The organism is Amycolatopsis sp. NPDC001319 (genome assembly GCF_042896185.1).
GTDB lineage: Bacteria > Actinomycetota > Actinomycetes > Mycobacteriales > Pseudonocardiaceae > Amycolatopsis.
Genome location: NZ_JBIAWY010000002.1, coordinates 158,474 through 184,089 on the forward strand (window position 1 = coordinate 158,474; position 25,616 = coordinate 184,089).

The 25,616-nt window shown below is 70.9% G+C and carries 23 protein-coding genes; 15 read left to right on the plus strand and 8 right to left on the minus strand.

Features of this window, described 5'->3' with window-relative positions; translation table 11 throughout:
• Positions 1–46: 46 nt before the first annotated feature.
• The 4 genes from ACFY1H_RS06405 to ACFY1H_RS06420 all read left to right on the plus strand — a co-directional run bounded on the left by ACFY1H_RS06405 (position 47) and on the right by ACFY1H_RS06420 (position 7,507).
• Complete coding sequence (locus tag ACFY1H_RS06405; protein WP_366576788.1) at positions 47–616, plus strand: YbaB/EbfC family nucleoid-associated protein; 570 nt, start codon at positions 47–49, stop codon at positions 614–616.
• Between the two features lie 22 nt (positions 617–638).
• Positions 639–6,428 (plus strand): RHS repeat-associated core domain-containing protein, encoded by a 5,790-nt coding sequence (locus tag ACFY1H_RS06410; RefSeq protein ID WP_386945043.1) that lies wholly within the window; start codon positions 639–641, stop codon positions 6,426–6,428.
• Positions 6,429–6,888: 460 nt separating this feature from the next.
• The gene (locus tag ACFY1H_RS06415; RefSeq protein WP_386945045.1) at positions 6,889–7,416 is read left to right on the plus strand and encodes a DUF4190 domain-containing protein; all 528 of its coding nucleotides are present in this window, start codon (positions 6,889–6,891) and stop codon (positions 7,414–7,416) included.
• Positions 7,352–7,507, plus strand: a complete 156-nt coding sequence (locus ACFY1H_RS06420) for a hypothetical protein (protein WP_386945047.1) — start codon at positions 7,352–7,354, stop codon at positions 7,505–7,507. The genes ACFY1H_RS06415 and ACFY1H_RS06420 overlap by 65 nt, the downstream gene beginning before the upstream one ends.
• Positions 7,508–7,553: 46 nt before the next feature.
• Here the strand turns inward: ACFY1H_RS06420 and ACFY1H_RS06425 are convergent, their stop codons facing one another.
• Positions 7,554–8,186, minus strand: coding sequence for a nitroreductase family protein (locus tag ACFY1H_RS06425; protein ID WP_386945049.1), 633 nt, complete (start codon positions 8,184–8,186; stop codon positions 7,554–7,556).
• A 65-nt stretch (positions 8,187–8,251) separates the two neighbouring features.
• Positions 8,252–8,833: a TetR family transcriptional regulator gene (locus tag ACFY1H_RS06430; RefSeq protein WP_386945050.1), complete on the minus strand. Its 582-nt coding sequence runs from the start codon at positions 8,831–8,833 to the stop codon at positions 8,252–8,254.
• A gap of 122 nt (positions 8,834–8,955) precedes the next feature.
• Between ACFY1H_RS06430 and ACFY1H_RS06435 the strand changes: the two genes are divergently transcribed.
• Genes ACFY1H_RS06435 through ACFY1H_RS06475 form a run of 9 tightly spaced genes read left to right on the plus strand, consistent with a single transcriptional unit; the run spans position 8,956 to position 18,120 of the window.
• Positions 8,956–10,572 (plus strand): ATP-dependent acyl-CoA ligase, encoded by a 1,617-nt coding sequence (locus tag ACFY1H_RS06435; protein WP_386945052.1) that lies wholly within the window; start codon positions 8,956–8,958, stop codon positions 10,570–10,572.
• A 16-nt stretch (positions 10,573–10,588) separates the two neighbouring features.
• Positions 10,589–11,338, plus strand: coding sequence for an enoyl-CoA hydratase/isomerase family protein (locus tag ACFY1H_RS06440; protein WP_386945054.1), 750 nt, complete (start codon positions 10,589–10,591; stop codon positions 11,336–11,338).
• 20 nt (positions 11,339–11,358) lie between these two features.
• The gene (locus ACFY1H_RS06445; RefSeq protein ID WP_366576774.1) at positions 11,359–11,847 is read left to right on the plus strand and encodes a MaoC family dehydratase; all 489 of its coding nucleotides are present in this window, start codon (positions 11,359–11,361) and stop codon (positions 11,845–11,847) included.
• On the plus strand, positions 11,844–12,290 hold the full coding sequence (locus ACFY1H_RS06450; RefSeq protein ID WP_366576772.1) for a MaoC/PaaZ C-terminal domain-containing protein: 447 nt from the start codon (positions 11,844–11,846) through the stop codon (positions 12,288–12,290). Before ACFY1H_RS06445 ends, ACFY1H_RS06450 begins: the two co-directional genes overlap by 4 nt.
• Positions 12,287–13,804: an acyl-CoA carboxylase subunit beta gene (locus tag ACFY1H_RS06455; protein ID WP_386945056.1), complete on the plus strand. Its 1,518-nt coding sequence runs from the start codon at positions 12,287–12,289 to the stop codon at positions 13,802–13,804. Before ACFY1H_RS06450 ends, ACFY1H_RS06455 begins: the two co-directional genes overlap by 4 nt.
• A 10-nt stretch (positions 13,805–13,814) precedes the next feature.
• Positions 13,815–14,639, plus strand: coding sequence for a CoA ester lyase (locus ACFY1H_RS06460; RefSeq protein WP_366576768.1), 825 nt, complete (start codon positions 13,815–13,817; stop codon positions 14,637–14,639).
• Positions 14,639–15,562, plus strand: a complete 924-nt coding sequence (locus tag ACFY1H_RS06465) for an LLM class flavin-dependent oxidoreductase (protein WP_366576767.1) — start codon at positions 14,639–14,641, stop codon at positions 15,560–15,562. The genes ACFY1H_RS06460 and ACFY1H_RS06465 overlap by 1 nt, the downstream gene beginning before the upstream one ends.
• Complete coding sequence (locus ACFY1H_RS06470) at positions 15,555–17,294, plus strand: biotin carboxylase N-terminal domain-containing protein (protein ID WP_366576765.1); 1,740 nt, start codon at positions 15,555–15,557, stop codon at positions 17,292–17,294. The genes ACFY1H_RS06465 and ACFY1H_RS06470 overlap by 8 nt, the downstream gene beginning before the upstream one ends.
• A gap of 46 nt (positions 17,295–17,340) precedes the next feature.
• On the plus strand, positions 17,341–18,120 hold the full coding sequence (locus ACFY1H_RS06475; RefSeq protein WP_386945059.1) for an SDR family NAD(P)-dependent oxidoreductase: 780 nt from the start codon (positions 17,341–17,343) through the stop codon (positions 18,118–18,120).
• An 18-nt stretch (positions 18,121–18,138) separates the two neighbouring features.
• On the opposite strand, the gene ACFY1H_RS06480 is transcribed toward ACFY1H_RS06475, so the two are convergent.
• Both ACFY1H_RS06480 and ACFY1H_RS06485 read right to left on the minus strand, forming a co-directional pair.
• Complete coding sequence (locus ACFY1H_RS06480; protein ID WP_366576761.1) at positions 18,139–19,515, minus strand: NADP-dependent succinic semialdehyde dehydrogenase; 1,377 nt, start codon at positions 19,513–19,515, stop codon at positions 18,139–18,141.
• Between the two features lie 303 nt (positions 19,516–19,818).
• On the minus strand, positions 19,819–20,445 hold the full coding sequence (locus ACFY1H_RS06485; protein WP_366576759.1) for a helix-turn-helix transcriptional regulator: 627 nt from the start codon (positions 20,443–20,445) through the stop codon (positions 19,819–19,821).
• Between the two features lie 184 nt (positions 20,446–20,629).
• Between ACFY1H_RS06485 and ACFY1H_RS06490 the strand changes: the two genes are divergently transcribed.
• Both ACFY1H_RS06490 and ACFY1H_RS06495 read left to right on the plus strand, forming a co-directional pair.
• Positions 20,630–21,478 (plus strand): helix-turn-helix domain-containing protein, encoded by an 849-nt coding sequence (locus tag ACFY1H_RS06490; RefSeq protein WP_386945062.1) that lies wholly within the window; start codon positions 20,630–20,632, stop codon positions 21,476–21,478.
• Positions 21,475–21,657, plus strand: a complete 183-nt coding sequence (locus tag ACFY1H_RS06495) for a DUF397 domain-containing protein (RefSeq protein WP_366576755.1) — start codon at positions 21,475–21,477, stop codon at positions 21,655–21,657. Before ACFY1H_RS06490 ends, ACFY1H_RS06495 begins: the two co-directional genes overlap by 4 nt.
• Positions 21,658–21,741: 84 nt before the next feature.
• Here the strand turns inward: ACFY1H_RS06495 and ACFY1H_RS06500 are convergent, their stop codons facing one another.
• The 4 genes from ACFY1H_RS06500 to ACFY1H_RS06515 all read right to left on the minus strand — a co-directional run bounded on the left by ACFY1H_RS06500 (position 21,742) and on the right by ACFY1H_RS06515 (position 25,557).
• The gene (locus ACFY1H_RS06500; RefSeq protein WP_366576753.1) at positions 21,742–22,605 is read right to left on the minus strand and encodes a dioxygenase; all 864 of its coding nucleotides are present in this window, start codon (positions 22,603–22,605) and stop codon (positions 21,742–21,744) included.
• Positions 22,606–22,639: 34 nt separating this feature from the next.
• Positions 22,640–23,437 (minus strand): citryl-CoA lyase, encoded by a 798-nt coding sequence (locus ACFY1H_RS06505; protein WP_386945064.1) that lies wholly within the window; start codon positions 23,435–23,437, stop codon positions 22,640–22,642.
• Complete coding sequence (locus ACFY1H_RS06510) at positions 23,434–24,642, minus strand: CoA transferase (RefSeq protein ID WP_366576750.1); 1,209 nt, start codon at positions 24,640–24,642, stop codon at positions 23,434–23,436. The genes ACFY1H_RS06505 and ACFY1H_RS06510 overlap by 4 nt, the downstream gene beginning before the upstream one ends.
• Before the next feature lie 96 nt (positions 24,643–24,738).
• Positions 24,739–25,557, minus strand: coding sequence for an IclR family transcriptional regulator C-terminal domain-containing protein (locus ACFY1H_RS06515; protein ID WP_366576748.1), 819 nt, complete (start codon positions 25,555–25,557; stop codon positions 24,739–24,741).
• Between the last annotated feature and the right edge of the window lie 59 nt (positions 25,558–25,616).

The following is a 25,616-nucleotide window of genomic DNA, read 5'->3' on the forward strand; positions in this document are numbered from 1 at the left end:
CCACCCGAACAGTTCAGCAGCAGGCAGATCGAGGAGTACGAACACCATGACCAGTGCGGGAGGGTTGGGTGACCTGATCAGGGACCCCGACGAGGCGATCCGGCGGATGGACGAGTGGGCGGCGGGCTTCGCCCGCAAGGCCGAGCGCTACGCGGCGGCCCAGCAGGAGACCGAACGGCTGCGTCTCACGGCGTCGAGCCCCGACGGCACCGTCAGGGTCACCGTCGGCGCCGACGGGGTCGTGTCCGACCTGGTCTTCGGGTCCAAGACGCGGACCATGCCGCCGGAGGAACTGGCCCGCATGGTGCTCGACACCATGCGGCGCGCCCAGTCGGGCATCACCCAGCGCGTGGCCGAGGTCATGACCGAGAACCTCGGCGACGAGGACCAGGACACCCGCAGCCTGATGCTGGGTAACCTCCGCAGCCGCTTCCCGAACCTCGAAGAGGCCGAGGACGGCCCGGGCGAGCCGGAGCCCCCGGCTCCGACCCCGCCGCCGCCCGCGCCGCCGGCCGGTGGTGCCGCGACCCCGCCGCCCGCCGCCCCGCCCGGTCCGACGGCCCCGCGCCGCCCGGGTGGCATCGATCCCGACGAGCAGGACAACAACCCCTGGTGATCCCCGACGTCCACTGAGGACAGTGGACGTCGTGCTGGGTCGAGGTATTCCGTGGCTGCGGCCGGCTTTTCAGGCCGGCCGCAACCACGAGCGAATTGCCATGACGGTCGCTGATGCCGACCGAAAACAATGGCTGAGTTCCCGGCTGCGTTGTCGCCCGGAATTGTGCCTGTCTTTCTTCTCAATTTCTGATTGTCCCGGCAGTTTCGCTCGCCGGCATAGGAGGGGTGTCGAAGTGAGCAATCCGTTGATCGTGCCCACGAAGGATTCGACCAAGGCGTATTCGGGAATCTCCCTGCTGGAGGACGCGAACAGTCTGGCCCAGGGAATCGAGTCGGGTGACTGGGCGTCGGTCGCGATGGGTGCCGTCGGGACAGGGCTCGACATGTTGTCGGCGGCGATGGACCCGTTCGGCGCGGCCCTGGCGGCCGGCGTGGGCTGGCTGCTGGAACACGTGGGGCCGTTGAAAGAGGCGCTCAACGGCCTGACTGGCAACGCGGACCAGATCCAGGCGCAGTCGGAGACGCTGGCGAACGTCGCGAAGGAATTGGGCGCGGTCGCGACGGATCTGACCGACGAGGTGAACGCGGATCTGCAGTCGTGGTCGGGCGCCGCTGCGGATGCCTACCGGCAGCGGGCGCAGGATCTGAGTGCGTCGCTGCAGGCGGCGGCGAAGGGGTGCGAGGGCGCGGCCAGCGGGGTGAAGAAGGGCGGCGAGATCGTGGCCGCCGTGCGGACGCTCGTGCGCGACATCATCTCGCAGCTGATCGGGCACATGATCAGCTGGGCGCTGCAGGTGGCGGCGACGCTGGGCATCGGGCTCTCATGGGTCATCCCCGAAGTGGCCGAGAACGTCGCGAAGACGGCGACGCAGATCTCGAAGCTGGTGACGAGCCTCGTCAAGGCGCTGAAGGCGCTGGCCCCGATGCTGAAGAAGACGGGGCAGCTGTTCGAAGACGTGGGCAAGGGCCTCAAGGACATCAAGGGCGGGAAGATCGCGGGCCCGGGCAAGACGGGGGAGCTGAGCGGAACGCCGAAGGCGCCGCCCGCGAAGTCGGGTGGTGGCGACACCGGGGGTGGGACGAAGGCCTCGGGTTATCAGGGCAATCCGAAGGATTACACACCGCCACCGGGCAAGTCGGGCGCTGACGACGGAACCCACGCTTCGGGTTACGACGGCAGCCCGAAGGACTACACGCCGCCGGCCGGCAAGACTGGTGGTGCGGACGAGGCAACGAAGGGGTCGGGTTTCAGCGGCGGCGGCTCGAAGGACTATACGCCGCCGCCCGGCAAGGCTGGTGGTGCGGACGAGGCAACGAAGGCGTCGGGTTATAGCGGCGGCGGCTCGAGGGACTACACGCCGCCACCTGCCGGCAAAGCCGGCGGCGCCGACGAAGGAACGAAGGCCTCCGGCTACACCGGTGACGGGTCAAAGGACAGCGCCCCGCCGGCAGGCTCGAAGGCGGGTGACGACACGACCCACGCGTCCAAGTCGCCCGACGGTACCGGAGCCGCCGGGGATGTGCCCTCGTTCGGCGGCGGGAGTCGCGGCCTGCCCAAGGACGACAGCACTGGCACCCCCGACACGAAGAGCCTCAAGGCAAGCAACGCCGATCCGCACGAGAACAGCACCCCGGTCAAGGACCGCACTGACTGCGGTGACCCGATCGACGTCGCCACCGGCTGGATGATGCTCACCCAGACCGACCTGGTCGTGCCCGGCGCGCTACCGCTGGAGGTCTCGCGCACGCACCTGTCGTGTTACCGTGCCGGCCGGTTCTTCGGCCCAACCTGGGCGTCCACAGTGGACCAGCGGATCGAGGTGGGGGACGACGGCCTGCACATCGCGCTGGCCGACGGCAGTATCCAGACGTATCCCGTCCCGGCCGACGACCCTGTGCTGCCAGTCGCCGGCCCCGCCCGGTCACTCTCCCGGTTCGAGGGTGGCTATCTCGTCACCGACGACGACCAGTCGCATTCCCTGTTCTTCACCGACAACGGGTCCGGCGTCTGTCCGCTCACGACGATCGGCGACGGCGACGGCAACCGGATCGAGGTGGTCCGCGACGAAAACGGCGTGCCCGTCGCAATGGTCCACTCCTCCGGCACCAGCGTGCTGTTCGACAGCGCGGACGGCCGGATCACCGCGCTCCGCGCCCAGGACGGCACCGTGCTGGCGGCCTACTCCTACGACGCACGCGGCCGGCTCACCGAGATCGTCGACCAGGCCGGCACGCCCACGCGGTTCACCTACGACGCCGACGGCCGCATCATCCGGTGGGAAGACGTCAACGGCCGCTGGTACGGCTACGGGTTCGACAGCGCCGGCCGCGTCGTGCGCGCGAGCGGCACCGGCGGCTACCTCGACTGCACCATCGAGTACGACCGCGAGCGCCTCGTCACCACCGTCACCGACTCGCTCGGCGCCGTGCGGCGGTTCCACCTCGACGACCGGCTCGACGTGATCGCCGAGACCGACCCGCTCGGCCACACCACGACGTTCCTGTACGACGAGCACGGCCGGCTGCTCACCCGCACCGACCCGCTGGGCCGCCAGACCCGCTGGGAACGGGACGAGGCCGGTCGCGTCACGGCCGTCACCGCGCCGGACGGCACACGCTCGCTGACCGAGTACAACGAGCTCGGCCGCCCGTCCGCCGCGATCGGCCCGGACGGCGCCACCTGGCGGTACGAGTACAACGAACGCGGCAAGGCCGCCGCCGTCGTCGACCCGCTCGGCGCCCGGACCACCTTCGGCTACGACGAACGCGGCAACCTCACGCTGATCACCGACGCGCTCGGCGGCACCACCCGAATCGAGTCCGACCCCGCAGGCCGGCCCCTGACCGTCGTCGACGAGGAAGGCGCCGTCGTCCGCTACACCTACGACGACCTGGGTCGCACCACCTCCGTCACCGACCAGCTGGGCGCGGTCACCCGGTACCGCTGGGCCGGCGGCGACGAGCCGGCCGAGGTGATCGGCCCTGACGGCGCGACCTGGCAGTCGCGCGACGCCGCGGCGGGCAACACCCAGGACCGCAGTGATCCGCGCGGCAACCGGACCCGCACCGAGTACGCGCAGTTCGACCTGCCCGTAGCGGAGACAGGCCCGGACGGGCAACGCATCGAGTTCGCCTACGACACCGAGCTGCGGCTGGTCTCCATGACCAACGAACAAGGCTTCGTGTGGCGCTACGAATACGACGCCGCCGGCAACCTGGTCCGCGAGACCGACTTCAACGGCCGCACACTCACCTACCGCTACGACGCGGCCGGCGATGTCATCGCCCGTACCAACGGCGCAGGAGAGACCACGCAGCTGGAACGGGACACGATGGGCCGTGTCGTCCGCCGCACGACCGGCAGCGACGTCGCGACCTTCGCGTACGACTCGGCCGGTCGGCTCGTCGCCGCCCGTAACGCGGACGCCGAAGTTACCTTCGCCTACGACGCACTCGGGCGGGTGGTGGCGGAAACCATCGACGGCCGTCCGGTGTGTTCCGAGTACGACGCGCTGGGCCGGCGCGGGCTGCGGCGCACGCCGTCCGGTGCCGAATCGAGCTTCGACTACGGTCCGGCCGGCACCCTCGTGGCGCTGCGGGCCGCGGGCCGCACCATCGGATTCGACCACGACCTGGCCGGCCGTGAACGCGTCCGCCGCTTCGGTGCCGTGGAGCTGCGCCAGAGCTGGGACTCCGGCGACCACCTCACCGCGCAGAGCGTCGTCGCGGGCGCGCGCACGACGCAGCACCGCGAATACAGCTACCTCGCCGACGGCTACCTCACCTCGGTCGCCGATGCGCTGTCCGGCCCACGGACGTTCGAGGTCGACCGCAGTGGCCGGGTCCGCTCCGTCGCCGGCCACGGCTGGCAGGAGAGCTACGCCTACCACTCGTCCGGCGCCATCGCCCAGGCGCAGACTCCCGGCACGCCGTCCGCCGGACCCCGGGAGTACCGCGGCACGCTCCTCGCGTCGGCGGGAGCGCTGCGCTTCGCCCACGACCCCGAAGGCCGCACCACGCTTCGGGGCACGGGGGCCGGAGGCCCGCAGTGGCAGTTCCGGTGGAACGCCGAGAGCCGCCTGACCGCGGTTGTCACCCCGAACGGCGAGCACTGGCACTACCGCTACGACGCTCTCGGGCGCCGCGTCGCCAAGCAACGGCTCGCCGCCGACGGCCGGATCACCGAACAGGTCCAGTTCGCCTGGGACGGGGGCACCATCGCCGAACAGGTCCACAGTGGACCCGGACGGCCGCAGGTCGCGACCGTGTGGGAGTTCTCGCCCGACACCGGCCGTGCGCTCGCCCAGACCCAGCGCGTTCTCGGCACCGCGGACGAACGGTTCCACGCGATCGTCACCGACCTCGTCGGCGCGCCCAGCGAACTCGTCGACGAGCGCGGCGAGGTGGCCTGGCACCGGCAGGCCACACTCTGGGGCAAAGTCCTCTCCGCCGCCGGTGGCGCGACGACCCCGCTGCGTTTCCCCGGCCAGTACCACGACGCTGAAACCGGGCTGCACTACAACGTCAACCGATACTACGACCCGGAAACCGGCCGGTACCTCTCGCACGACCCGCTCGGCCTCGACCCGGGCCCGGACTCGCAGGCGTACGTGCTCAACCCGACTGCGCTGGCCGACCCGCTGGGCCTGATGCCGAAGGCGACCCCGTGCGCCGCGGCGAAGAAGAAGGCTGCCAAACAAGGCCAGACGCCGTACACGAAGCCCCCGAAGAAGCCGAACCCGCCGAGGGTCCCGCCGGACGGCACCTACGGCAAGACGAAGGCCGAGCAGAAACGGCTGAACAACGAGTACTACGACGACATGAAGAACGACCCGACCTGGCCGCACAGCAAGCCCGAGCTGAACGGCGACCACACCCATCAGTCCGAGCACCCGATCGGCTACCACGCGCTCGCGCCCGATTTCAAGCGCGGCGAGTCCGCCACCGCCAAACGGATCGAGGACGACGCGCCCGCCTACCAGGAGTCCTTCCAGGCGCACCGGGACAACATCGGGACCGGCAACCGGGTCGAGCCGGACGGCTCGGGAGTCGATGCCAGGGGCTACCGCGAATCGCTCGAGAACTCGGTGCAGGAGGGGCGGCCGGGCAACGCGATCCAGATGAACCAGCTGACCTACGCCAACCAGCACATGAAGCCGGTTCTCGACAAGAACCCGAACTGGAAGAGCTACGACGAGACCCCGGACGAACCGCGCTTCGTGCAAAAGACCGAGCCCAACCCGGCTTTTGTGAGCAAGGACAAAACGCCGAACGAACCGGAGCGGGTGGCGTCGATGGAGCCCGCACCCGAAAGGGACAGCTTCCGGCCGACCGCGGGCACCACCCAGGGCCGGATCGCCGACGATTCCTACCACCGCATGGTCGACCACATGCGGGACCGGCCGATCGAGTACAGCGACCGGCAGGGCGGCACGACGCACACCCCCGGCCCGGACGTGCGGGCCACCGCGGAAATGCACCTGGCGCGCGACACCGCGCGTTCCGGCCACTACCCGACCCAGGCCGAGGAGGACGCGGCCATCGAACGGACGTACGACCACCGGACCCCGGCGGATGAGCGCAGGGCGCAGGAGTACGACAACAACCACGCGGCCGCCGAGGCCAACCGCACCGATAAACCGGCGCCCGGCCAGAAGCCGGAGGACTACGCACGCCAGCGCCAAGAGGAATCCATGGCCCAGCGCCTCGGTATCTCGCCGCAGGAGCTGCGCGACCGGCTCGCCAATTCGCAAAAACAGCAGGAGGACGTCAGGCGAGCAGAGCAGGACGATGCGATGGACGTCGACTGACACTTCTCCGGGAACCGGCAGTCGTTCCCGCTCGGGCCTTGCCGGAGGCGATCCTCGTGTCGCCTCCGGCAAGGCCGAGTCCACCTCGGCTGGCCGCGAACGCCGGGGTGGTGTCCTGGTTCGCAAACCGGAACACCACCCCGGAAGGCCTGAAGCGCCAATCCGGCGAAACGGCACGGCAGAAGTCCGCGACCGCGGTGAACGCCGTGGACACGGCATGATCACGGCGACTGCTCCATTCGGGTGGCTTACACCGCGTCTTCTCACTCCACGTGGACAGCGCTCCGCTCACCCGGACGCCTCCGAGCTGCACGACCAAAAGGGCGCGGGATCACCGATGCCCGGTTCGTGACCTGCCACACGATGAGGGCCTTGTTGCGAAGAGCCGCCGAGTGGCGATCGAGGGAACGATGTGTGACCGGACCGGTCGCGCGGAGTGTCCCGTCGGAAGAGGAAAACCGTGCTCGGCCTGGTCGGGCTGCTGTTCGCGTTCATCCCGGTGGTCGGCGTGATCGCCTGGCCGCTCACGATCCTCGGCGTGATCTTCGGCGTCGTCGGCATCACGCGGGCGAACAAGGGCGAGGCCGACAACAAGGGCATGGCGATCACCGCCGTCGTCCTGTCGGCGATCGGTCTCGTGATCTGTGTCGTGTGGACGGTTGCGTTCGGTGCGGCGGTCAAGGACGCGGCGGACGACGCGCCGCACGGGGGTCGGGCGCGCGGCGGTTCACGATCTGGAGGCCACGCCTGGCAGCACGACCGCGAAGTCCGCGCCTGGCAGCACGGCCGCGGAGGCCGCGGCGAGCGGGCACACGATCGTCATCGACGTGACGACCGGGGCGAAGTCCAACTTGGGCTGGAACGCCGGTTTCACCGAGCACTCCCAAGAAGTGCTTCCGGCGGAGAAAAAGTGGACCCAGACGGTGTCCCTGGAGAGCCTCGCCTGGACCGCCGTCACCGTCCGCCCGGTCGATTTCGACCTCGGTGACAACGACAACACCTGCAAGATCACCGTCGACGGCAAGATCGTGGCGGAGAACTCCAACTCGATCGGGGCGATCTGCACCTACCAGCCGTGAAGCCGGGGCCGGTCCGGGTGAGCGCGAGCCCGCCCGGACCACTCGGCTACCACTGGTCCCAGTGGGTCACCTCGTCCGGAGCCGGGCGGGGCGCCGGGCGGAAGTCCGTGCCCTTCGTGAACGCCAGCGGCGTCAGCACAGCCTGCGCAACGGTCTCGTACGGGATGCCGAGGAGGTTGGCGACATCCTTTTCGCGGGCGACGTGCATGGAGGTCCACGCGGTGCCGAGGCCGCGGGCGCGCGCAGCGAGCATGAAGCTCCATGTGGCGGGCAGGATGTTGGACATGCCGGCCGTCGCGGAGGCGCGATCTGGGCCCTCGTTGCAGGCCAACACGAGCACGGGGGCCTCGCCCATGCGCTCGCCGAGGTAGTCGGCGGAGTTGGCGAGGCGGGACTGCGCGCGGTCGCGCTCGGTGGCGCCCGGGTTGTTGCCCGGGTAGTGTGGCGAGGCCTTGTACTGGGCGTAGACGGAGCCGTAGATCTCGCCGATGGCGCGGCGCTTGGCTTCATCGCGCACGACCACGAAGCGGGCCGTGACGACGTTCGAGCCGGCCGGGGCCTGCAGGGCGAGGGCGACGCATTCGCGGATGAGGTCGTCGGGCACGTCGCGGGTGAAGTCGAGGCGCTTGCGCACCGCGCGCGTGGTGGACAGCAGCTGGTCGGGGGAGAGTTCGAGCATGCCGCGATCATAGGTCCGCGAGCCGGGGGCGCGCGCCTCGCGAGACCGTGACCACAGGCCGCGGTTCAGTGCGCGCGCAGGCCTTCGATCAGCAGGTCGGCGAAGCGGTCCGCGAGCTCCTCGGTGGTGAGTGATCCGTCGGGGGAATACCAGACATACGCCCAATTCAGGATGCTCGTGAGCGCGATGCCGGCGATGCGCGGGTCCGCTTCGCGGAATTCGCCCGCTTCGATGCCCTGGGTGATGATGCTGCGCAGTCCCGTTTCCCAGCGGTCGCGGCTGGCGATCACGGCCTGCTGGCGCGGTTCGCTGAGGTTGCGCCACTCGTGGAAGAAGACGGTGGCGAACTCCTTGTTCTCGCCGATCAGCTTGAGGTCGCGCGCGGCGACCTGGCGCAGCTGCTCGGTGGCGGTGCCGCCGGCGGCGAGGATCTCCTCCATGTCCCGCTCGGAGCGTTCCATGATGCTGTGCACGATCGCCTCGAGCAGGTCCTCCTTGCTCTGGATGTGCACGTAGAGACTTCCGGCGTGCACGCCGACCTCCCGGCCGATGTCGCGCATGGAGGTCCCGTGGTAGCCCTTTCGGGCGAACAGGCTCGCAGCGATCTCGACGATGGGCGTGACGTAGTCGGTGGCTCGTTCGGACACCCGCCCATTAGACACTACGGCGAGTGACGAGTCGATGGGCAGAACGAGTGCAACAACTGTTTGTTGACCGATCGCGCCCGTGCGGTTAGCGTCCGGAGGCGAGACTTGGAGGCAGCCCGAAGATGCGCTACTACGAGATCGACCAGAGGACCACCGCGCACATCCTCGCCGACAAAGCCGCCCGCGTCGGCGACCGCCCGTTCCTGCACTGGGCGGGGCGCACCTTCACCTACCGCGACCTCGACGAGATGACCAACCGCTACGCCAACGGGTTCGCCGCGCTCGGCATCGCGCGGGGCGACCACGTGGCGATGATGATGCCCAACGGCCCGGAGTTCCTGTGGACGCTCTGGGGCCTGGGCAAGCTCGGCGCCGTGGCGGTGCCGCTCAACACCGCCGCCAAGGGCGAGCTGCTGCGCTACTTCCTCGACCAGTCCGACTCCACGGCCGTGTGCGTGGCCGGTGACCTGCTCGCGCGCGTCGCCGCCGTGCTGCCCGAGGTGCCGGCCGTGCGCACGGTGCTGGGGCTCGGCTCCGACCCGGCGCAGCTGGCCGCGCTCGACGGGATCACCACGCACGACCTCGCCGACCTCGGCCAGGCCTCACCCGAGCCACCGCGGCCGGCCGAACCCGTGCGCTGGAACGACCCGCACCTGATCCTCTACACCTCCGGCACCACCGGGCCGTCCAAAGGTGCGATCTGCCCGCAGGCGCAGGGCCACGCCGTGGGGCACCAGATGGCGTCGCTCAACTCCTACCGCCAGGACGACGTGCTCTACACCTGCCTGCCGGTGTTCCACGGCAACGCGCTCTGGTACACGGTCTACGCCGCGCTGTGGGCCGAGGCGTCCGTGGCGCTCTACCCGCACTTCTCGGCCAGCCGGTTCTGGTCGCAGATCCGCGAGTCGAAGGCGACGGTGTTCAACTGCCTCGGCGCGATGGCGAACATCATCTGGCAGCAGCCGCCGTCGGAGCGAGACCGCGACCACTCCGTGCGGATCTGCATGATGGTGCCCAACTCCCGCGAGCTGGCCCAGGGTTTCCTGGAGCGCTACGGCACGCGCGTGACGTCGGTGTACGCGATGACCGAGAACTGCGCGGTCACCGTGTTCAGCCCGGACGACTCACCGGAGAAGGTGCCGTCGGCCGGACGCGTGCGCCCGGACATGAGCGTGCAGATCGTCGACGACGAGGGTCGCGCCGTGCCCACGGGTGAGGTGGGCGAGATCCGCCTGCGCCCCAACGAACCCGGCATGACCATGCTGGAGTACTACAAGATGCCCGACGCCACCGTCGGCGCCACGCGCGACCTGTGGTTCCACACCGGCGACCGCGGCTGGCTCGACGAAGACGGGTACCTGTTCTTCTCCGACCGCAAGAAGGAAGCCATCCGCCGCCGCGGCGAGAACATCTCCGCCTACGAGGTGGAGACCATCGTCTGCAAGCACCCGGCGATCCTCGAGGCCGCGGCGGTGCCCGTGGCTTCCGAGCTGGGCGAGGACGACCTGATGGTGTACGTCGTGCTCGAAGAGGGTGCGAGCGCCACCTACGAGGAGATCATCGCGTTCTGCGACGAGCGGATGCCGTACTTCATGGTGCCGCGGTACCTGGAGTTCATCGACGGCCTGCCGAAGACGCCGAGCGAGAAGATCGAGAAGTACAAGCTGAAGACCGCCGCCGCGGACCGCGTCGGCGAGCTGTGGGACCGGGAGGCGGCGGGCATTGTCATCAGGAAGTGAGGCCGTCGAGTTCAGTGTGGACGGTCCCGTCGGCCGGATCACGATCGACCAGGAGGCCACGCGCAACGCGCTCAGCCCCGAGGTGATCGCCGGTCTGGACCAGGCGATCACGGCCGCCGGGGACTGCTCGGTGGTCGTGGTGCGCGGGCGGGGCGGGACGTTGTCGGCCGGTGCCGAGCTGAAGTTCCTGCGTTCGGTGCTGGACGACCCGGCCGCGGTGCGCGAGTACATCACCTCCATCGGGGTGACGCTCGACCGGCTGGAAGCCGCGCCGTTCGTGTCCGTGTGCGTGATCGACGGCTACGCGGTGGCGGGCGGCTGCGAGATCATGCTGGCCTGCGACCTCGCCGTGGTCAGCGAGACCGCGCAGATCGGCGACCGGCACCTCGAGTACGGGCTGCTGCCCGGTGCCGGCGGTTCGGTGCGCCTGACCCACGCCGTCGCGCCGGCGATCGCCCGCCGGCTGCTCTACACCGGGGAAATCGTCGACGGCGCCACCGCCGCGGGCTTCGGGCTCGTGAGCAGCGCGGTGCCCGCGGCCGAGCTCGACGACGCCGTCGAAGCGCTCGTCGCGCGCCTCGCCCGGCACGCGCCCGACGCGTTGCGCGGCATGAAACGCCTGCACCGCACGGCACTCGCCGAGGAACCCGCCGCCGCGATCACCGCGGAGCGGGAGACGTTGCTCGCGCACCTGGCCGGCCCCACCGCGCGGGAGGGGCTGGCCGCGTTCGCCGAGCGGAGAGCGCCGCGGTTCGGCAGGCTCTGACTGGGTACGGAAGGAAAACGATGAGCACAGACACCGATCGCCCGGTTTCGGGCCGGTGGTTCGAACAGCTGGAAGTCGGCACTGTGGTGCAGCACGCGACGCGGCGCACCGTGACCGAGACCGACAACGTGCTGTTCACGACCATGACGATGAACCCGGCGCCGATGCACCTCGACGCCGACTACGCCTCGCGCACCGAGTTCGGCAAGCCGCTGGTGAACAGCATGTTCACGATCGCGCTCGTGGTCGGGCTCTCGGTGTACGAGCTGACGCTGGGCACGATCGTGGCGCAGCTCGGGATGTCCGACGTGGAGTTCCCGAAGCCGGTGTTCGCCGGCGACACGATCCGTGTGGAGAGCGAGGTCGTGGAGGCCCGGGCGTCGAAGTCGCGGCCGAACGCCGGGATCGTCGTGTTCGAGCACCGCGCCTACAACCAGCGCGACGAGCTGGTCTGCCGGGCCAAGCGCACGGGCCTGATGCACCGCCGGCCGGAAGGGGATGCCGCGTGATCACCGAGTACTTCGACCGGATCAAGGTGGGGGACACCCACGTCAGCCGGGCGCGCACGATCACCGAGACCGACATCGTGCAGTTCGCCATGTTCACCGGCGACTGGCACCCGGCGCACACCGACGCCGAGTACTTCGGCGCCGACCCGGTGTTCGGCGGGCGGGTGGCGCACGGCGCGCTGTCGCTTTCGGTCGCGCTGGGCCTGGTCACGTTCTGGCCCGAGGCGATGAAGGCGTTCTACGGCATCGACAAGCTGCGGTTCATCACGCCGGTGCGCGTGGGCGACACGATCCACGTCGAGACCGAGGTCACCGAGCTGACGCCGCGCGGCGACGGCCGCGGCGTGGTGACGTCGGCGTTCCGGATCCTCAACCAGCGCGGCGAGACGGTGCTCGCGGCGTCGCTGAAGACCCTGGTGGTCACGGAGGAGGCGGCGCGATGAGCGAGGTGACGGCCGACCTCGAGAAGGCCGAAGAGGTCGCGCTGGCGGGCGGCGATTCGAGCCGCTGGCCGAACAAGCTCCCGGTGCGGGAACGCATCGCGCTGCTGCTCGACCCCGGCAGCTGGGTCGAGGACGGCCTGCTCGCCGACGCGTCGGGCGACGGGTTGCCCGCCGACGGCGTGCTCACCGGCGTCGGCACGGTCGAGGGCCGGCCGGTCGCCGTGATCGCCCACGACTTCTCGGTGAAGGCCGGGTCGTGGGGCGAGCTGACGTGCGAGAAGCAGGTGCGCATCCTGGAGCGCGCCGACCGCGATCTGCTGCCGGTGTTCTACCTCGTCGACTCCGCGGGCGGTCGCCTGACCGACCAGCTGGGGTTCTTCTCCGGGCGGCGCGGGGCTTCGCGGATCTTCCAGCTGCAGGTGAAGCTTTCCGGGCGGGTGCCGCAGATCTGCTGCCTGCACGGACCTTCGGCCGCCGGCGGTGCGTACATGCCGGCGTTCACCGACTGGGTGGGCATGGTCGCGGGCAACGCGTCGATGTACCTGGCCTCGCCGCGGGTCGCGGAGAAGGTGACCGGCGAGCGCACGACGCTGGAGGAGATGGGCGGCGCGACCATGCACGCCACCGTCTCCGGCTGCGGCGACGAGGTGTTCGACGAGGACTGGCAGGTGATCGCGGCGGCGCGGCTGCTGCTGTCGTACCTGCCCGACGACTGGCGTTCGGCTCCCGCCCGCGCCGAGGCCGTGGCGCCCGAGAGCCCGGACTGGCCCGAGGGCCTGATCCCGGAGGACCCCAACGCGGCCTACGACGTGCGCGACGTGATCCTGCGGCTCGTGGACGCCGGGAGCTTCTTCGAGATCAAGTCCGCGTGGGCCGAGGAGATGGTGACCGGGTTCGCGCGCCTGGGCGGGCAGACCGTCGGGCTCGTCGCGAACCAGCCGTCGGTGCGCAGCGGCGCGATCTTCGTGGACTCGGCCGACAAGGCGGCGCGGTTCATCTCGATGTGCGACGCGTACAACGTGCCCCTGGTCTTCCTGCAGGACGTGCCGGGCTTCATGGTCGGCGTCGCGGTGGAGCGGCAGGGGATCATCCGGCACGGCGCCAAGATGGTCGCGGCCATGGCGAGCGCCGAGGTGCCGAAGTTCAGCGTGGTGCTGCGCAAGGCGTATGCGGCCGGCTTCTACGCGATGTGCGCGCCGGGCTTCGAGCCGCGGGCCACGATCGCCCTGCCGACCGCGACGATCGGCACGATGTCGCCCGAGGCGTCCGCGAACGCGGTGTACGCCAACAAGATCGCGGCGATCGAGGATCCGGCCGAGCGCGAGGCGTTCGTGCAGGCGCGCGTGGCCGAGCAGGCGGCTGACTTCACACTGCTGCGGCTGGCCGGTGAGCTGCACGTCGACACGGTGGTGAAGCCGGAGGCGCTGCGGGCCGAGCTGCTGGGCCGGCTGCGCGCGGCCGGGAGCTGGGAACGTTCCGGCCACCGTCGTCACCACCTGATCAGCCCGGTGTGAGGGAGCTTTGATGTCGGACGGACTGGTGCCCCGCAGCCTGCTGTTCATGCCGGGCTCGAAAGCCTCGATGATCGCGAAGATCCCGGCGATCGCGCCCGACGCCGCCGTGGTCGACCTCGAGGACGCCGTGCCCGCCGCGCAGAAGGCCGAAGCTCGGGCGACGACCGTGGCCGCGCTGGCGGACTTCGACGCCGGGCCCGCGACCACGGTGCTGGTGCGGGTCAACCCGATCACGTCGCCGTGGTTCGCCGACGACCTGGCGGCGGTGGCGTCGTTGGGCGGGATCGGCGTGGTGCTGCCCAAGTACGAGCGCCGCGAGGAGATCGACGCGGTGCGCGCACGGGTCGGTGCCGATGTGCCGGTGATCGCCGGGCTGGAAACCGTGCGGGGCGTGGCTTTCTGCCGTGAACTGCTGCGCGCGGGCGTCGACGCTGTCTACTTCGGAGCGGAGGACTACATCGCCGACATCGGCGGCGTCCGCACCACCCGGGGGGACGAGGTCCTGTACGCCCGCAGCGAGGTGCGGCTCGCCGCCCACCTGTGCGGAGTGTCCACCGTGGACCAGGCCGTCGTCTCCATCCGCGACGACGACCGCTTCCGCGCCGACGCCGAACAGGGCCGCGCGATCGGCTACACCGGCAAGATCTGCGTGCACCCGCGCCAGGTCGAGCTCGCGCACGAGGTCTTCACGCCCGCCCCGGACGAGGTCGCCCACGCGCGCGCCGTCCTGGCTGCCGCCGACTCCGGCGTCGCCGTCGTCGACGGCCAGATGGTCGACGACGTCCACGTCCGCATGGCCCGCACGGTGCTGGCCCGCGTGCCGGGGGAGGGCTGATGCGCGTCGGGCTGATGTTTCCGCCCGGGGCGGATCCGGGGGAGATCCCGGCGGTCGCGCGGAGGGCCGAGGAGGCCGGGTTCGACTTCTTCTGCTGTGGCGAACACGTGTTCTTCCACGGGCCGATCACCAACGCGTTCGTCGGGCTGGCCGCGGCGGCCGGCGCGACCGAGCGGATCGGCCTGCTGAGCGCGCTGACGATCCTGCCGGTCTACCCGGCTGCGCTGGCGGCCAAGCTCGTCGCGACGCTGGCGACGGTGTCGCGCGGCCGGTTCGAGCTGGGTGTCGGCGTGGGCGGGGAGCACCCGCCGGAGTTCGAGGCGGTCGGGGTGCCGCTCGCCGAGCGCGGGCGCCGCACCGACGAGGCCCTGGAGGTGCTGGCGCGGCTGCTCGCCGGGGGACGGGTGACGTTCCGCGGCGAGTTCACCACGATCGAGGACCAGGAGCTGCAGCCCGTGCCCGACCGGCGGCCGCCGGTGTGGGTGGGCGGCCGGCGCGGGGCGGCGATGCGCCGGGCCGCGCGCCACGGTGACGGGTGGCTGCCCTACCTGGTCACGCCGCGGCAGTTCGCCGGCAGCCTGGAGCAGGTGCGGGAGCTGGCCGGCGAGCACGGCCGCCGGCCGGAAGACGTGCGCGGCGGCGTGTACCTGTGGTCCACTGTGGACACCGATGGGGATCGGGCCCGCCGTGAGGTGGTGTCGTCCGTGAGCGAGCTGTACAACCAGGATTTCGAGGGCTACGCCGACCGCTACCTGCTGTTCGGCACGCCGGCGCGCGTGCGGGAGCGGCTCGCGGAGTACGCCGTGGCGGGCGCGGAGAGCGTGATCTTCGCCCCGGCGTGCGCCGACCACGAGCGCGCGATCGACTTGTTCGCCACCGAGGTCCTCCCGGGGATCCGGGAGAGGGGAGTTTCCCGTGTCTGAGTTCCAGAAGGTGCTGGTCGCGAACCGGGGTGAGATCGCGGTCCGCGTGATCCGCGCCGCCCGCGACGCCGGGCTGGCCTCGGTCGCCGTCTACGCCGATCCGGACGCCCGGGCGCCGCACACCCGGCTCGCCGACGAGGCCTACGCGCTGCACGGCAGCACGGCCGCCGAGTCCTATTTGGACATCGACAAGATCCTCGACGTCGCCAAGGTCAGCGGCGCCGACGCCGTGCACCCCGGCTACGGGTTCCTCTCGGAGAACGCCGGCTTCGCCCAGGCTGTGCTCGACGCCGGCCTGGTGTGGATCGGGCCGGGCCCGCAGGCGATCCGTGACCTCGGCGACAAGGTGACCGCGCGCAAGATCGCCCGGTCCGTCGGTGCGCCGCTGGTCCCGGGCACCGAGGAGCCGGCGAAGAACGCCGACGAGGTCGTGGCGTTCGCCGACGAGCACGGCTTGCCGGTGGCGATCAAGGCGGCCTTCGGCGGTGGCGGGCGTGGGCTCAAGGTCGCCCGTACGCGGGAGGAGATCCCCGAGCTGTTCGAGTCCGCCACGCGCGAAGCTGTCGCGGCGTTCGGGCGGGGTGAGTGTTTCGTCGAGCGCTATCTCGACCACCCTCGGCACGTGGAAGCTCAGGTGCTCGCCGACGCGCACGGCACGGTCGTCGTGGCCGGCACCCGCGACTGCTCGCTGCAGCGCCGCCACCAGAAGCTCGTGGAGGAAGCCCCGGCTCCGTTCCTGAGCGACGAGCAGCGCGAGCTGATCCACTCCTCCGCCAAGCAGATCTGCGCGGCGGCGGGATACCTCGGCGCGGGCACCGTCGAATACCTCGTGGGCACCGACGGCACGATCTCGTTCCTGGAGGTCAACACCCGCCTGCAGGTCGAGCACCCCGTGACCGAGGAGACGACCGGGCTCGACCTCGTGCTGGAGCAGTTCCGCATCGCCCGCGGCGAGCGCCTGGCCATGTCGGATCCCGAGCCGCGCGGGCACGCGTTCGAGTTCCGCATCAACGGCGAGGACCCGGGCCGCGGCTTCCTCCCGACGCCCGGCACCGTCCGCCGCTTCGACGTGCCCGAGGGGCCCGGCATCCGCCTGGACTCCGGCGTCGAGGCGGGCAGTGTCGTCGGCGGACAGTTCGACTCCATGCTGGCCAAGCTGATCGTGTCCGGGCCCGACCGGGCGACGGCCCTGGCGCGCAGCCGCCGGGCACTGGCCGAACTGGCGGTGGAGGGCCTGGCGACCGTCGTTCCGTTCCACCGCGCGGTGGTGCGCGACCCGGCGTTCACGGCCGAGGACGGGTTCACCGTCCACACGCGCTGGATCGAGGAGGACTTCGCCACCGTCCTGCCCGAGTACTCCGCCGAACCCGCCGACGACGGCAAGGTGTCGATCTCCGTCGGTGGCCGGGCCCTGCGGGTGTCGCTGCCCGGTCTGTCCGAAGTGGGCAGCCGGGCCGACGAGATCCGCGCGGCGTCCGCGGCCGTGGCACTCGGCCCGCGCGCGACGGCCGTGTCGGGAGATGCGGTGACGACGCCGATGCAGGGCACGATCGTCAAGCTCGCCGTGGCCGAGGGCGACACCGTCGAGACCGGGGACCTCATCGCCGTGGTGGAGGCGATGAAGATGGAGAACCCGGTGAAGGCGCACAAATCCGGTGTCGTCACGGGGCTCGCGGTGGCGGTCGGCGACAGCCGCGCCCAGGGCGAGGTGCTCTGCGAGATCGCCGGGTAAGGTCCACCGGGGACACTTCCGTGGGGCAGGACAGGGGAGCAGGCTCGTGGATCTCGGAATCGCCGGCCGCACAGCCGTGGTGTGCGCGTCGACCCAGGGGCTCGGACGGGCCTGCGCGGTGGAGCTCGCCCGGGCGGGCTGCACCGTGGTGGTCAACGGGCGCTCGGAGGACTCGACGCGCGCCGCGGCCGCGGAAATCGCGGCGGACACCGGAGCCACCGTGGTGCCGGTGGCGGGCGACCTCGGCGACCACGCCGTGCAGGACGCGCTGCTCTCGGCCGCGGGAGAAGTCGACATCCTGGTCAACAACAACGGCGGACCGCCGTTCCGCGACTTCCGCGAGGTCGACCAAGACGCGCTGTTCGCCGGCGTGCGCGCCAACATGGCGACGCCGATCCGGCTGGTGCAGCTGGTCGTCGACGGCATGGTGGAGCGCCGGTTCGGCCGGATCGTGAACATCACGTCCGGCTCGGTCAAGATGCCGCTCGCCGGCCTCGACCTCTCGAGCGGTGCGCGGGCGGGCCTCACCGGGTTCCTCGCCGGCGTCGCCCGCGCCGTCGCGCACGCCAACGTGACGATCAACTTCCTGCTGCCCGGCTCGTTCGACACGCGTCGCCTGCGTTCCGGCCAGGAAGCCGCGGCGGCGAACGCGGGTGTGTCGCCGGAAGTCGTCGCGGACGGGCAGCGCGCGTCGATCCCCGCCCGCCGCTTCGGGGAGCCCGCGGAGTTCGGCGCGGCGTGCGCCTACCTGTGCTCGGCGCAGGCCGGGTTCGTCACCGGCCAGAGCCTGCTCATCGACGGCGGGGCGTACCCGGGCGTGCTCTGACGCCCGGGGCCCCGCGCGTCAGCCGACCCAGACCGTCTTGAGGTTGCAGAACTCCCGGATCCCGTGCGACGACAGCTCGCGGCCGTAGCCCGAGCGCTTGACGCCGCCGAACGGCAGCTCCGGGTACGACACCGTCATGCCGTTGATGAACACCTGCCCGGCGTCGAGGTCGTCGATGAACCGCTCGATCTCTTCAGTGTCCTCGGTCCAGGCGTTGGAGCCGAGGCCGAACGACGTCGCGTTGGCGATCTCCAGCGCCTCGTCGAGGTCGGCCACGCGGTAGAGCGAGGCGACCGGGCCGAACACCTCTTCGGTGAAGATGCGCATCTCGCGCGTGAGGTCGGTGATCACCGTCGGCGGGTAGAACCAGCCCGGGCCGTCGGGTCGCTGCCCGCCGCACAGCACGGTGGCGCCCGCGGCGACGGCCTCGTCCACCAGTTCCTCGACGTCGGTACGGCCCTGCTCAGTGGCCAGCGGCCCGACGTCGGTGTTGTCGTCGAACGGGTCGCCGACCCGCAGCGCGCGCATCCGCTCCACGAACTTCCGGGCGAACTCGTCGTAGACGTCGGTGTGCACGATGAACCGCTTGGCCGCGATGCACGATTGGCCGTTGTTCTGCGTCCGCGCCGTCACCGCGGTCTCGGCCGCGCGGTCGAGGTCGGCCGAGGGCATGACCACGAACGGGTCGCTGCCGCCCAGCTCCAGCACGGTGTGCTTCACCTCGTCGCCGCAGATCGCGGCCACCGAGCGCCCGGCCGGCTCGCTGCCGGTGAGCGTGGCGGCGGCGACGCGGGCGTCCCGCAGGATCGGCTCCACCTGGCGCGAGGAGACCAGCAGCGTCTGGAAGCAGCCCTCCGGGAAGCCACCGCGGCGGAACACGTCCTCCAGGTACAACGCGCACTGCGGCACGTTCGACGCGTGCTTGAGCAGCCCGACATTGCCCGCCATCAGCGCGGGCGCGGCGAAGCGCATCACCTGCCACAGCGGGAAGTTCCACGGCATCACGGCCAGCACCACCCCGAGCGGCCGGTAGCGGCCCAGCGCCCGCGACGCGCCGACCACCGACGGGTCGGGCAGCGGCTCGTCGGCGAGGAACTCTTCGGCGTGGTCGGCGTAGTAGCGCATGCCCTTGGCCGACTTCAGCGCCTCCGCGCGGGCCGAGGCGAGCGTCTTGCCCATCTCGGTCGTCATCATCCGCGCGACGTCGTCCGCCTCCTTCTCCAGGAGGTCGGCGGTGGCGTGCAGCAGCGCGGCGCGCTCGGCGAACGTCGTGCGCCGGTAGGTCTGCCACCGATCGTGCGCGATCCCGATCCTGTCCCGGACCTCGGCCTCGGTCAGCTCGGTGAACGTCTTGACCGTCTCCCCGGTCGCGGGGTTGGTGGTGGCGATCGCCATGGGCGGAGCCGTCCCTTCTCCTCGTCGCGGTGCGGCCGCGCGGGCCGCCCCCAGCACGAGCCTAGGTCTTCCCGGACCGCGCGGCAGCCAAACCGGTGGCGGCCGAACCCGCACCAGGCAAACCCCGCTGCAGACAGATCCGCGGCAGACAGATCCGCGGCAGACAGATCCGCGGCAGACAAGGCAGCAGCGCGAAGCCCCCAGGTTCGTGAGTCCCTGGGGGCTTCGGCCCAGCCCGCCCGAGGCGGGAGTGGGAACCCGGCCGCCGCGCCCGGTCGGGGTCGCAACGCGGCGGCCGGGAGATCATTCGCCGGGAAGGTGGTCTTCGTCGTCGCCGGTTTCGGGGTTGCCGTCGTAGATCACCGAGCCGTCGTCCCGCATCCAGTTGCCCATCGCCGTCACCTCCAGCGGCTCGGCGAGGTGGAATTGCACGGTGTAGCCGTAGAAGCGGGCGTACAACAGGACGTTGGTGAAGGCCGCGTCGGCTGCTCCGGGGTGGTTTTCCAGGCGCCACAAGGTGAGTGGGGTGATGCCGAGGGTTTCGGCGACCTCGTCGCGGGTCAGCCCGGCCTTCCGACGCAGCGTGTGCAGGTGCTGGAGGAGCTGCCACAGCTCGGACATCGCCTGGGCGTCTCCGGGGTTGTCGCCGTGGGGCATGCGCTCGCGCCAGGGCGGGCGGCGCTGCCCGGGGTCGTCTTCGACGAGGACCACGTGCAGGCGGTACCCGAGGTGGCGGGCGTAGGCGTCGAGGACCGGCAGGGTCTGGCTGGTGCGGGCCCGCGTCCGGAACGAGTGGATGTTCCCCGCGAGCACCCCGAGGATCCGCCCCGCCTCCCGCAGCGAGAGACCCTCGGCGACGCGGACCTCCTCCAGTCGCGCGGCGACGACGTCGAGCTGCTCGAGCGCCGACCGCTGGACCACCGCGGTCATCGGGTGACCCCCACCCGGAAATGCACTGCGAACAGGGCCTCGGCGACCCCGCCGATGCTCTTCGCCTCCATGACCAGCCCCTTCCCGGTGCCCGTGTGTTGATCGCTACACTGGTGTACAACTCGGTCCGAGTGCAAGTCTTGCATTCATGCTTAGCCTTCAGTCCACTCGATAGGAGTAGTCCATGGCCAACGCACCGTCTCTTCGCCGGCGCCGGTTGGTGGGCGCGCTGAAGCGGCTGCGGCTGGATGCCGGATTGACGCTTGCTGAGGCCGGCGAAGCGGCTGGATTCAGCGAAGCCAAGGTCTCCCGAATCGAGACGTTCCGATTTCAGGTCAGTGGCGATGACACTTATGCACTGGCCAAGGCATTGGGCGCGAGTGAGGACACCGCGAATGCTTTGGTGAAACTCGCGCGATCGGCCAAGCAACGCGGATGGTGGCACGACGCCGCGAGTGAAGACAGCGGGCTGGGGACCTTCGCCGACTTCCTCGAATTGGAAAGCGAAGCTCGCGAGATCTTCGAATTCCAGGAGACACTCATTCCGGGGCGGCTGCAGACGGCGGGGTACGCCGCGGCGGTGATCCGCGCCGACCTGCCGAACGCGACTGAAGACGAGGTCGACCGGCGGGTGAAACTGCGCCTCGATCGGCAAAATCAAAGTTCCGCGCCCCTTTGGGCGGTGATCTTCGAGGCCGCCTTGGAAATGCCGGTCGGTGGGCCGGATGTGATGGCCGAGCAGCTGGATCGCCTCTCGGAAGCGGCGAAGCGGCCGGGAATTCAGGTGCAGGTCCTGCCGAAGCGTTCGCGCGGCCACGCCGCGATCGGCACGTCGTTCACCCTGTTCGAACTGACCGATGGCGCGACCTTCGCGCACATCGACACGCTGACCGGCGGCTTGCTGATCGAGGACTCCGCTCAGGTGGAGATCTATCGCAAGGCCCGGTCGGGCTTGCAGGCGGCAGCAGCCGACTTCGACGCCAGCGATACCCTGGTCAAGCGAGCAAGGGACGACCACCGGAGCACACCATGAACGAGAAGTTCGCTGGTCACTGGATCAAGGCCAGCTACTCGAACGGCTCGGGCAACTGTGTTGAAGCAGCTGTCCTGCCGGTGGCGGTGGGCATTCGCGACACGAAGGCCCGGGAAACCGGTCACCTGACGGTCACGCCTGCCGCGTGGGTCGCCTTCACCGAGGCGATCGCCAAGTAGCACGCGCGAGAAGGCCCCCAGCGATTCGTGAGCGCTGGGGGCCTTCTGCTGTCTCTGCCGCCGGGATTCTCCGGATTCCCGGACTCAGCCGGCGGGCTGCAGGACGAAGTCGTAGCGCGCCTCGACCCAGGGCACGGCCGACTCGCCGCCGTCGGGGGTCGGGCCGGGCTCGCGGGGTTCGAAGGTGACCACGAGTTCCTGCTTGGTGCCGAACACGACGTCGCTGTCGAGGTACTCCGCGCCCTCTTGGAACAGGTGCGTGATCAGTGGCTCGTGGCCGGCAGCATTGACGAGGAAGTGCACGTGGGCCGGGCGGAAGTGGCTGATGTCGGTGCGCGAGATCAGGTCGCCGACGGGGCCGTCCATCGGGATGGAGTACCCCTTCGGGGCGATCGTGCGCACGCAGTAGGTGCCGTCGGCGCGGGTGGTGTACTTCGCGCGCAGCCGGGCCTCGTCGATCTCCGGCAGCTGGGACTCGTACGAGCCGTCGGCGTCCGCCTGCCACACGTCGAGCAGGGCGCCGGCGACCGGGGAGCCGTCGAGGGAGCGGACGGCGCCGCTGACGTAGAGCGGGGTGCCTTCGACGCCGTCGGACATGTCGCCGCCGAAGTCCAGTTCGGGGGAGCCGTCGATGTGGAACGGGCCGAGCACCGTGGCCGGCGTCGCTTCCTTGTCGAAGGCGTGGTTCATCTGCACGACGAGCATGCTCAGGCCCAGCACGTCGGAGGCGAGGATGAACTCCTCGCGCTTCTCGTCGCTGATCTGGCCCGTCCGGGTGAGCCACTGGATCGCGGCCATCCACTCGGGCTCGGTGAGGCGCACTTCGCGCGCGAAGTCGTGCAGGTGCCGCACGAGCGCGGTCATCAGCTCCTTCGTGCGCGGGTCGTGTGCGGTGCCCCACCGCCGCGCGGCCAGCTCGGTGATGTTGTCCTCGGTGACGAGCTCCATGAGCGTCCTTCTTCTCGGCCGGATTTCGAGGGGGTCAGGGCGTGTACGGGTCCGGCTCGACGGGCCGGTTGTTCAGGTCTACCGCGAGGAAGATGTCGTTGCCCACAGGGTGACGCAGTTCCTCGGCGAGCTGCCCGATCAGCCCGGCCGTGCGGGCCAGCAGGGCAAATCCGCGCAGCAGCTCCAGCGGCAGCCCGAGGTCGGCCAGCGCGGCGCCGCAGACGCCCGCGCCGTTGAGCGGCAGGGTCTTGCCGAGCACCTGCGGGTGCACGCGGCCGATGGCGGTGAACAGCGCCAGGTGCGGGCCGACGAGCCCTTCCTCGGCGGCGATCTCCAGCAGCCGCGGCGTGCGCGGGTCGCCCTGCTTGTGCACGTGGTGGCCGAGCCCGGGGATGAACTCGCGCGCTTCTCGTTTGGCGCGAACGGTTTCGAGGGCGAGCGCGTCCCAGCCGGCGTCGTCGGCCGGGCGGTCGCCGGCGGAGGCCAGGACCTCGTGGAGGAAGCGGCCGCAGTCCTCGGTGACGCCGAGGAAACGCGAGCCGCCGCCGAGCAGGCCGGCGGCGAGCGCGCCCTGGATCGAGTCGGGCGCAGACAGGTAGGTCAGCCGGGTGACGATCGCGGTCGGGGTGAACCCGTGGTCGGCCAAGGCCGCGAGCACGGCCTCGAACACGCGGGTCTCGCCCGGCGTCGGCCGGCGCTGCGTCGCGAGCCAGAAGGACAGCTCGCCGAACCCGACCGTGCCCATCACGTCCTGCGCCAGGTCCTGGCCGAGCAGGGTGATCTTGTCGAGCGACGACGCACCGAGCGCCGTCTCGTACACCGGCTCGTTCACGCGTCGGCCTTTCCCGGGAGATCGCTGCTGGGGAGATCACTGCGCGGGGTGCCCAGCCAGGCACGCAGCTCGGCGCCGTGCTCGTCGAGCTCGGGCGGCGGCAGCCGGTAGGACGCCGGGGTCGCCGAGAGCCGCAACGGGTGGCGCGTGGTCGGCACCGCGCGGTCGCCTTCGCCGACCTCGACCACGGGGTCGAGCCCGAACCGTTCGGCCATCGCGAAGCCGCCGTCGATCGTGGAGATCGGGCCGCACGGCACGCCCACCGCCGTGAGGGCCTCGAACCAGTCGACGGCGCCGCGGGCGGCCAGGCGCTCGACGAGGATCGGGCGCAGTTCCTCGCGATTCTTCGTGCGGTCGGCGTTGTGCGCGAAGCGCGGGTCTTCGGCGATCTCGGGGATGGCGAGCACGTCGCACAGTTTGCGGAACTGGCCGTCGTTGGCGGCGGCGACGATGAGGTCGTCGTCGGCGGTCGGCAGCGGCTCGTACGGGAAGACGCTGGGGTGCGCGTTGCCCATCCGGTAGGGGACCACGCCGCCGGCGACGTAGGCGGAGCTGTGGTTCACCAGCCCGGTGAGCGCCGAGGACAGCAGGTTGACCTCCACGAGCTGGCCGGCGCCGGTCGCGTCGCGGTGGCGCAGCGCGGCGAGGATGCCGATCACGGCGTGGTTGCCGGCCATCACGTCGAACACGGAGATGCCGGCGCGGTACGGCGGCCCGGCGGGGTCGCCGGTGAGGCTCATCAGGCCGGAGATCGCCTGCACCATGAGGTCGTAGCCGGGCACGTGGCTGCCCGCGCCGGAGCCGAAGCCGGTGATCGACGCGTAGACGAGGCCGGGGTTGAGGGCGCGGACGGTCTCGTAGTCGAGGCCGTACTTGGCCAGGCCGCCGGGCTTGAAGTTCTCGATGAGCACGTCGGCGCGGGCGGCGAGCTCGCGCCCGAGCGCCGCGTCGGCCTCGTCGCGCAGGTCGAGCGCGATGGAGCGCTTGCCGCGGTTCACACCGAGGTAGTAGGTGGACGTCTCGCCGCGCACCGGCGGCATCCAGGTGCGGGTCTCGTCGCCCTGGGGACCCTCGACCTTCACGACTTCGGCGCCGAGGTCGGCGAGCAGCATCGTGGCGTACGGGCCGGCCAGCACCCGGGAGAAGTCCGCCACCAGCAGCCCCGACAGCGGTCCGGTGCCCGCTCCCGCCGGGGAGTCTTCCATGCTTCGCCTCTCTTCGTGTCCGTCAGGCGGACCACTGTCCGCGTGGGTCGTCCAACCGAGAGTCTGCGCTTGTGCGGCGCGCCGGTCAAGCGTGGGTCAGGACACGGCGGGCGCGGCCGCGGCGGCGCTGTGCGGCACGTCCTGCAGGCGCGCGAAGTCCGCGCTGATGTCGCCCGCGGCCTGCAGCAGCAGGGGCAGGTGGTGGCCCACCAGTCGGTCGACCGGGGTCTCGGCGGCGTGGCAGTTGACGTTCACGCTCGCGATCACGCGGCCGGCCCCGTCGCGCAGCGGCGCGGCGACCGAGCGGATCCCGAGGGTGAGCTGCTCGTCGGTCAGCGCCCAGCCGCGGGCGCGCACCTCGCGCAGCTCGGCGTCGCGTTCGGCGTGGTCCGGCTGCCAGCGCGGCACGAGCCCCGAGCGGGTCGGCTCGGCGAGCGTGGTCTCCAGCTCCTCGGGGGACAGGGCGGCCAGCAGGACTTTGCCCAGCGACGTCGGCAACGCCGGGAACCGCGTGCCGATCTGCACGGCCAGCGACACGATCTTCGGCACCGAAACCCGGGCCACGTAGACGATGTCGGAGCCGTCGAGCTGCGCGATCGAGCACGACTCGTTCGTCTGCGCGCTGAGCTTCTCCAGGTGCGGGCGGGCGATGTCCCACAGGCCCATCGACCGCACGTAGGCGACGCCGAGTTCGAGCACGCGGGGCGTGAGGGCGTAACCACGCTCGGCCGTGCGCACGTAGCCGAGCTCTTCCAGCGTCAGAAGGATCCGCCGCGCGGTGGGGCGGGCCAGCTTCGTGGCGGTCGCGACCTCGGCGAGCGTCATCACCGGCTGGTGGGGCCGGAAGGCGGCGATCACTTCGAGCCCGCGGGCGAGCGCCTCGATGAAGTCCGGACCGGTTCCCTCTCGTGGCATCGCACGACCTCCTCACGGCCTGGCGGGCACTGCGTCCCGCGAAGCGTATCCGCCCGCTG

Bases quoted from the DNA above. Each gene is read 5' to 3' on its own strand.
- ACFY1H_RS06500 (WP_366576753.1), bottom strand. From the start codon at position 22,605: ATGGAGCTCGTCACCGAGGACAACATCACCGAGCTGGCCGCGCGGCGG.
- ACFY1H_RS06510 (WP_366576750.1), bottom strand. From the start codon at position 24,642: ATGGAAGACTCCCCGGCGGGAGCGGGCACCGGACCGCTGTCGGGGCTG.
- ACFY1H_RS06455 (WP_386945056.1), top strand. From the start codon at position 12,287: ATGAGCGAGGTGACGGCCGACCTCGAGAAGGCCGAAGAGGTCGCGCTG.
- ACFY1H_RS06490 (WP_386945062.1), top strand. From the start codon at position 20,630: ATGGCCAACGCACCGTCTCTTCGCCGGCGCCGGTTGGTGGGCGCGCTG.
- ACFY1H_RS06445 (WP_366576774.1), top strand. From the start codon at position 11,359: ATGAGCACAGACACCGATCGCCCGGTTTCGGGCCGGTGGTTCGAACAG.
- ACFY1H_RS06465 (WP_366576767.1), top strand. From the start codon at position 14,639: ATGCGCGTCGGGCTGATGTTTCCGCCCGGGGCGGATCCGGGGGAGATC.
- ACFY1H_RS06425 (WP_386945049.1), bottom strand. From the start codon at position 8,186: ATGCTCGAACTCTCCCCCGACCAGCTGCTGTCCACCACGCGCGCGGTG.
- ACFY1H_RS06405 (WP_366576788.1), top strand. From the start codon at position 47: ATGACCAGTGCGGGAGGGTTGGGTGACCTGATCAGGGACCCCGACGAG.
- ACFY1H_RS06515 (WP_366576748.1), bottom strand. From the start codon at position 25,557: ATGCCACGAGAGGGAACCGGTCCGGACTTCATCGAGGCGCTCGCCCGC.
- ACFY1H_RS06485 (WP_366576759.1), bottom strand. From the start codon at position 20,445: ATGACCGCGGTGGTCCAGCGGTCGGCGCTCGAGCAGCTCGACGTCGTC.
- ACFY1H_RS06460 (WP_366576768.1), top strand. From the start codon at position 13,815: ATGTCGGACGGACTGGTGCCCCGCAGCCTGCTGTTCATGCCGGGCTCG.
- ACFY1H_RS06435 (WP_386945052.1), top strand. From the start codon at position 8,956: ATGCGCTACTACGAGATCGACCAGAGGACCACCGCGCACATCCTCGCC.
- ACFY1H_RS06480 (WP_366576761.1), bottom strand. From the start codon at position 19,515: ATGGCGATCGCCACCACCAACCCCGCGACCGGGGAGACGGTCAAGACG.
- ACFY1H_RS06495 (WP_366576755.1), top strand. From the start codon at position 21,475: ATGAACGAGAAGTTCGCTGGTCACTGGATCAAGGCCAGCTACTCGAAC.